This is a genomic window from Kribbella sp., assembly GCF_035687465.1.
GTDB lineage: Bacteria > Actinomycetota > Actinomycetes > Propionibacteriales > Kribbellaceae > Kribbella.
In genome coordinates, this window is record NZ_DASRXP010000091.1 from 1 (window position 1) to 6,171 (window position 6,171).

The following is a 6,171-nucleotide window of genomic DNA, read 5'->3' on the forward strand; positions in this document are numbered from 1 at the left end:
CCCGGAGCTGGGCAACAGCCCGGACACGCAGCTCGGCATCCGGCAGGTCTGGGGCATCAGCGACGACGTGCTGAACGTGAACGACGCGACCGTCGAGTTCGTCAAGACGGTGCTGCGCGAGGTCCTCGAGATCTTCCCCGGGCCCTACATCCACCTCGGCGGCGACGAGTGCCCGGACGTCCAGTGGCGCGAGTCGGAGGCGGCGCAGAAGCGGCAGGCCGAGCTCGGGCTCACCGACGCCAGCCAGCTGCAGGGCTGGTTCACCGCGCAGGTCGCCGAGGTCCTGATCGAGCAGGGCCGGCGGCTGGTCGGCTGGGACGAGATGGTCGAAACCGACTGCCCGAAGGACGCCGTGATCATGGCCTGGCGCAGCGCCCAGCGCGGTGAGGTCGCCGTGAAGGCCGGCCACGACGTGGTGATGTCGCCGTGCGAGTCGGTCTATTTCGACTACTACCAGGGCGACCCGGAGACCGAGCCGCTCGCCATCGGCGGCTTCATCCCGCTGGAGAAGGTCTACGACTTCGAGGTCGTCCCCGAGGGCCTGACCGAGGAGGAGCGGGCCCGCGTCATCGGTACCCAGGCCAACGTCTGGACCGAGTACATGGAAGGCCCCGACCAGGTCGGCTACATGCTCCTGCCCCGCCTCTCCGCCGTCGCCGAACGCGCCTGGGGATCCCCGAAGACGTCGTACGACGAGTTCCTCACCCGCCTCCGCCCGCACCTGAACCGGATCGAGGCCCTCGGCCTGAACTACCGCCCGCTGGACTGACCAAGGCTCCCGCCGGTGGAGCAGGACGCTCCACCGGCGAGAGTGCGTCAGTAGACCTTGAGGCCGTACTGGTTAAGGACTGCCTGCACCGGCTCGTAGAAGGTGCGGTCGTCGCTCACATTGCTGTCGCAGGCCCTGTTGGTGGTGCTTGCGGAGGTGATGCCCAGGGCAGCTGTGCCGCTGAACAGGGGACCACCGCTGTCACCAGTCTGGGCGCACAGGGACGTCTTGATCATGTAGTCGAGCCTCGTCCCGTCCTGGTAGGTGACGGTCGTGCTCGGCAGCAGCACTGTTCCGACGAGGTCCTTGCTGATGGTTCCCACCCGCTTGACCGGCTCCCCGTCCGAGACGTAGCGGGACCCGGTGATCTGGTGGTGCGCGCTGTTGTAGAAGACGGTCCCGTACGCCACCACGCCGGGGCCGGTGTAGTCGATGACGGCGTAGTCGCTCGGCCCGTACTGCCAGCGGCTGGTGGCCACGCCGAGAAGTGCGCCGCCGGTGCGCTTGTTCCAGGTCCTGTACCCGCCGGTCACGCAGTGCCCGGAGGTCAGGAAGAACTTGTCGCCGTTGGTGTTCTGGACGTTGAACCCGGCGGTGCAAATCTTCCAGTCGGAGGTGATGCCGACGCCGGCCGGCAGGTCGACGGTCGGCTTGAGCGTGCCCGGAAGCTTCTCGATCTGTACGGCGTCGCCACGCTTCGCGGCGATCGCTTCGATCTGGGCCCGGTCGGCGGCCGAGACGCCGTCGTAGATCTCGACCGACACCCGGTTGGTGCTCGGGTCGACTCCCCAGGAGGTGTTGGGGATGGCGGGCAGTTGGTCGAGCTCGGCGTGGATCGAGTTCAGTGCCGCGGTGCTGTAGGAGACGACCTGCGGTGTGCCGCCGGCTCGTCGTACGGCGTCTGCGGTGGCTTGGTCGGTGACCGCGACGACCAGGCGACCGCTGTCGTCGTAGTAGGCGCCGCCGGTGCGGTCGGCGCCGAGGTCGGTGGCCAGCTTGGAGGCCTGAACAGGGTCGGTGAGTGCTGCTGGGACGGAGACGGCCTGGCTGGCGGACTGGATCAGCAGTCCACCGATCAGGAGGCTGCCAAGGCCCAGAACGGCTCCGACGTGGCGAACAGAACGACTACGCATCTGTTGCTCCTCGTTAGACGTATGACGAGAGGGTCAGAAGACCTTGAGGCCGTACTGGTTGAGGACTGCCTGCACGGGCTCGTAGTAGGACCGGCGATCGCTCACGGTGGTGTGGCACACCGTCTCGTCGGTGCCGCCGGAGAGGAGGCCCAGAGCGGTGGTGCCTGCGAACAGGGGGCCGCCGCTGTCACCGCCCAGGCTGCACAGCGACGTCTTGATCATGTTGGTGAGCCTGGTTCCGCTCTCGTAGGTGACGGTCGTGCTGGGGTCCAGCACGGCGCCGACGAGGTCCTTGCTCATCGTCCCCACCCGGTTGACGCCCTCGCCGTCCGAGACGTAGCGGGAGCCGGTGATCTGGTGGTGCGCACCGTCGTAGAAGACGGTCCCGTACGCGACGACGCCGGGGCCGGTGTAGTCGATGACGGCGTAGTCGCTCGGCCCGTACTGCCAGCGGCTGGTGGCCACGCCGAGAAGTGCGCCGCCGGTGCGCTTGGACCAGGTCCGGTACCCGCCGGTCACGCAGTGCCCGGCCGTGAGGAAGTACTTGTCGCCGTTGTTGTTCTGGACGTTGAACCCGGCGGTGCAAATCTTCCCAGAGGAGGTGACACCGGCTCCACCGGGCATGTCGACCTTCGCCACCAACTTGCCGGGAAGCTTCTCGATCTGTACGGCGGCGCCACGCTTCGCGGCGATCGCCTGAATCCGCGCCTGGTCGGCGGCGGAGACGCCGTCGTGGACGTCGACCGACACCTTGTTGGTACTGGGGTCGACGCCCCATGAGGTGTTGGGGATGATCGGCAGCTGGTCGAGCTCGGTCTTGATCGAGTTCAGCGCGGCTGTGCTGTATTTGACGACCTGCGGCGTGCCACCGGCCCGACGTACGGCATCAGCCGTGGCCTGGTCGGTAACCGCGACAACCAGACGACCGCTGTCGTCGTAGTAAGCGCCGCCGGTGCGGTCGGCGCCGAGGTCGGTGGCCAGTTTGGAGGCCTGAACAGGGTCGGTGAGTGCTGCTGGGACGGAGACGGCCTGGCTGGCGGACTGGATCAGCAGCCCGCCTGCCAGCAGGCTTCCAAGGGTCAGAACCACTCCGACGTGACGGACAGAACGACTTCGCATCTGTTGCTCCTCGCTAGACGAAGTGCAAGCCTCAGCGGCCGAGATGTACGGCAGGTAGAAATCTTTCGGCTATGCCTGAGCAGCTGGTAAGCAACTGACGGGGCGGCACTGCTCAGCACCCTTCATGCGCCGTTTCTTGACTCTTCAGATACTGATGGGATAACCAAAAGTGATCCCAACGGTTAGCAGGGGTAGACCGGCTGGGTCCATGCGGCGACGATGAGGCGTCGACAGCTGGGGCGGGAGGACGGATGGCCGCGGTGGGGCCGCTGGATGCGATGTTCTTGCTTGGCGAGACACGCGAACAGGCGATGCACGTCGGCGGGCTGATGCTGTTCGAGCTGCCGGAGGGTGCGCGGGACCAGGTTTTCCCCGAGGGGACGCAGGACTACGTGTCGCGGCTCTACCGCGAGATGGTCGAGAGTCAGGCGGTGAACCCGTTGTTCGCGCGGCGGGTGCGGCACCGGCCGCTCGACCTGGGCTACTGGTCGTGGGAGTCCGAGGACGAGGTCGATCTCGAGTACCACATCCGGCTGTCCGCGCTGGCCAGGCCTGGACGGTATCGCGAGTTGTTCGAGCTGACCTCGCGGCTGCACGGGACCCTGCTGGACAGGCACCGGCCACTGTGGGAGATGCATCTGATCGAGGGAGTGCAGGGTCGCCGCTTCGCGATCTACACCAAAGTGCACCACTCGCTGCTCGACGGGGTCACAGCCCTCCGGCTGTTGCAGGCGTCCTTGACCAGCGACCCGGACCAGGCCGGCATGCCCGCGCCCTTCGCTCTCCCGGACCGTGCCCTGGCCGATGCAGCAGCCAGTACTACGCCCGCTGGTGGCCTGTCTCCAGCGGCACTGTTGTCCGCGGCGGGCCGTGTCACCGGTGGAGCCGGCCGAGCCGTTGGGGGAGTGGGGCGAGTGCTCGCGGACCTGGCCGGGCTCTCGCCGGTCGGCCTGCGGAGTGCGCTCCGGGTCCTGCAGACCGAGCACTCGTCGGTCGCGTTCCAGGCGCCGCGGACGATCTTCAACCAGCCGATCACCGGCGCGCGGCGGTTCGCGGCGCAGTCCTGGCCGATGGAGCGGCTGGAGAAGGTTCGCGCGATCACCGGCGCCACTCTCAACGACGTCATGCTGGCGATGTGTTCGGGTGCCTTGCGCACCTATCTCCTCGAGCTGAACGCCTTGCCGGACAAGGGGATGACCGCGATGGTCCCGGTCTCACTCCGAGGCGAGTCCGGCGAAGGGGAGGCGCCCGGTGGTGGCAACTCGCTGGCCACGCTGATCGCCGACCTCGCGACCGACGAGCGGGACCCCGAGCGCAGGATCGGCCGGATCATCGACTCGACGAGCTACGGCAAAGGGATGCTGTCGCAACTCAGCCCCCTGCAGAACCTGATGGTCGGAGCGCTCGGGATCGGCTCGGCAGGACCAGCCGCGGTGATCCCCGGGCTCGCGGGTCGCACGCCACCGCCGTACAACCTGGTCATCTCGAACATCCCCGGCCCGGCCGAGAGTCCCCTGTACTGGAACCGCTCACGGCTGCTCGGCATGTACCCGGCCTCGATCGTCCTCAACGGCCAGGCCCTCAACATCAGCGTCACCAGCTACGACCACCAACTCCACTTCGGCCTGACCGGCTGCCGCCGAACCGTCCCCCACCTGCAACGCCTCCTCGCCCACCTCGAGACCGCCCTCATCGACCTCGAACGCCTCTAGATCAACTTCGGCACGATCTCGGTCTCACGGTGACCGCCGTTGCCGTCAGCATCGACCTTCCATGCGCGCTTGCCCGGCAGTACGGCGACGGCTTCCTTCAACTCCCCGTCGACATAGTGCAGGCCGACACCGTCCTCGGTGGCATACCCGCCCGGCAGCGCGCCGGAGCCAACCAGTGCCCGGTACGCCGTACGCCGTGGCTGGTCGCCAAGGTCGTCGTGTACGCCGTTGCTCCACGGCAACCAGCCAAGTCCGTTGCTAAAGGCATCCAATGACGAGCTGAACGAATCAGTGGGACCACCGATATGCCAGCACAAGCTGCCCGCACTCTCGCCGGCCATCACCACACCGTTCTGCCAGCACTCGTGGAGGATCTCGGGCAGCCCGTGTGCACGCCAGACCGCCATCATGTTCACCACGCTGCCGCCACCCACCCAGAGCACGTCCTGGGTCAGCAGGTGCTTGCGGACATCCGGCACGTTCGGCTCGGTGAACAACGTCAGCACACTTGGTTCGACGGCCGGGTCGTTGCCGAAGGCAGCTTTGAACCACTGCACCGCACCCGGGTGATCACCCTGGGCAGTAGGGATGAAGCAGAATCGCGCGGGGCGATCCACGCCGGCCAGCGCCACGGCGTACGAGAGGAGGCCTCTGGTCTTCGCGCCGTCCCCGAGCACGCCGGAGACTGCGAAGATCTGGCTCACAACCGGACGATGCCGTTCGGGGTTTGGAAGACTGCTGCTATCAGGCCGGGTTGGCCGTTCGGGCCGACCCAGGCGACGTCGAGGTCGTCCAGCAGGTGGTCCGCCGGGTGGCCGATCCAGGCGGTCACGCGGGTCGGGTCGCCGGCGATCTCCAGGGCGTTCAGCTTGATGCCCTTGCCGCCGGCCGACGGGTGCTGGCCGAGGTCGTCCCAGTGGATGAAGAACGGCAGTTGCGGGTCGGCGATCAGGCCCTTCACGCCGATCTGCCGCCAGGTGATGTTCACGCCGTCCGGCCGGTGCCGGTTGCCGGGCACGGCGTCGCGGCCGAGGCGCTGTTCCATCCGCGCCATGTCGCGCACGGCGACCACCCAGCCGAGCCAGCCGCCGCCCAGTTCCTTGCGGGCGCGAACCGCCTGCCCGAACGGCGCCTTGTCCGACGCCGGGTGGTCCAGCACGTCGACGACCTCGATGTAGCGGTCGTTCTCCAGCGGCAGGATGTGGTTCACCGTGCCGAAGCGCGGGTGCACACCGCCGTCCACGAACTCCGCGCCGAGCAGCGAAGAGAGCCGCTCGACCGTCGCTTGGTACCCGTCAGGGCCTGCCGCATATGAAAGATGATCCAAGCGCATGCCGGTCATTCTGGTCCCCACCCCCCGCCAACACGAAGAAAGGGCACCCTAACCACGCGCTTGGGCAGGTGAGGGCCGTTACTTGGAGGCGGGGTGGGGGAGGAG

At 67.5% G+C, this 6,171-nt stretch carries 6 protein-coding genes; 2 read left to right on the top strand and 4 right to left on the bottom strand.

Features of this window, described 5'->3' with window-relative positions; genetic code table 11:
• Nucleotides 1–769, top strand: a 769-nt coding sequence (locus tag VFG33_RS04540; protein ID WP_325022688.1) for a beta-N-acetylhexosaminidase, incomplete at its 5' end; no start/stop codon positions are given.
• A gap of 47 nt (nucleotides 770–816) precedes the next feature.
• Here the strand turns inward: VFG33_RS04540 and VFG33_RS04545 are convergent.
• Together VFG33_RS04545 and VFG33_RS04550 are read right to left on the bottom strand one after the other, a co-directional pair.
• Nucleotides 817–1,902 (bottom strand): S1 family peptidase, encoded by a 1,086-nt coding sequence (locus tag VFG33_RS04545; protein WP_325022690.1) that lies wholly within the window; start codon nucleotides 1,900–1,902, stop codon nucleotides 817–819.
• A 33-nt stretch (nucleotides 1,903–1,935) separates the two neighbouring features.
• Complete coding sequence (locus tag VFG33_RS04550) at nucleotides 1,936–3,021, bottom strand: S1 family peptidase (protein ID WP_325022692.1); 1,086 nt, start codon at nucleotides 3,019–3,021, stop codon at nucleotides 1,936–1,938.
• A 251-nt stretch (nucleotides 3,022–3,272) separates the two neighbouring features.
• Here VFG33_RS04550 and VFG33_RS04555 point away from each other — a divergent pair, with 251 nt between their 5' ends.
• On the top strand, nucleotides 3,273–4,733 hold the full coding sequence (locus tag VFG33_RS04555; protein WP_325022694.1) for a WS/DGAT/MGAT family O-acyltransferase: 1,461 nt from the start codon (nucleotides 3,273–3,275) through the stop codon (nucleotides 4,731–4,733).
• Here VFG33_RS04555 and VFG33_RS04560 read toward each other — a convergent pair.
• Together VFG33_RS04560 and VFG33_RS04565 are read right to left on the bottom strand one after the other, a co-directional pair.
• Entirely contained in the window at nucleotides 4,730–5,437 is a 708-nt protein-coding gene (locus VFG33_RS04560; RefSeq protein WP_325022695.1) for a Type 1 glutamine amidotransferase-like domain-containing protein, read from the bottom strand. The genes VFG33_RS04555 and VFG33_RS04560 overlap by 4 nt on opposite strands.
• On the bottom strand, nucleotides 5,434–6,066 hold the full coding sequence (locus VFG33_RS04565) for a VOC family protein (RefSeq protein ID WP_325022697.1): 633 nt from the start codon (nucleotides 6,064–6,066) through the stop codon (nucleotides 5,434–5,436). Before VFG33_RS04565 ends, VFG33_RS04560 begins: the two co-directional genes overlap by 4 nt.
• Nucleotides 6,067–6,171 lie beyond the last annotated feature (105 nt).

Coding starts and splice junctions, on each gene's coding strand:
- VFG33_RS04545 (WP_325022690.1), bottom strand. CDS start 1,902: ATGCGTAGTCGTTCTGTTCGCCACGTCGGAGCCGTTCTGGGCCTTGGC.
- VFG33_RS04550 (WP_325022692.1), bottom strand. CDS start 3,021: ATGCGAAGTCGTTCTGTCCGTCACGTCGGAGTGGTTCTGACCCTTGGA.
- VFG33_RS04555 (WP_325022694.1), top strand. CDS start 3,273: ATGGCCGCGGTGGGGCCGCTGGATGCGATGTTCTTGCTTGGCGAGACA.
- VFG33_RS04565 (WP_325022697.1), bottom strand. CDS start 6,066: ATGCGCTTGGATCATCTTTCATATGCGGCAGGCCCTGACGGGTACCAA.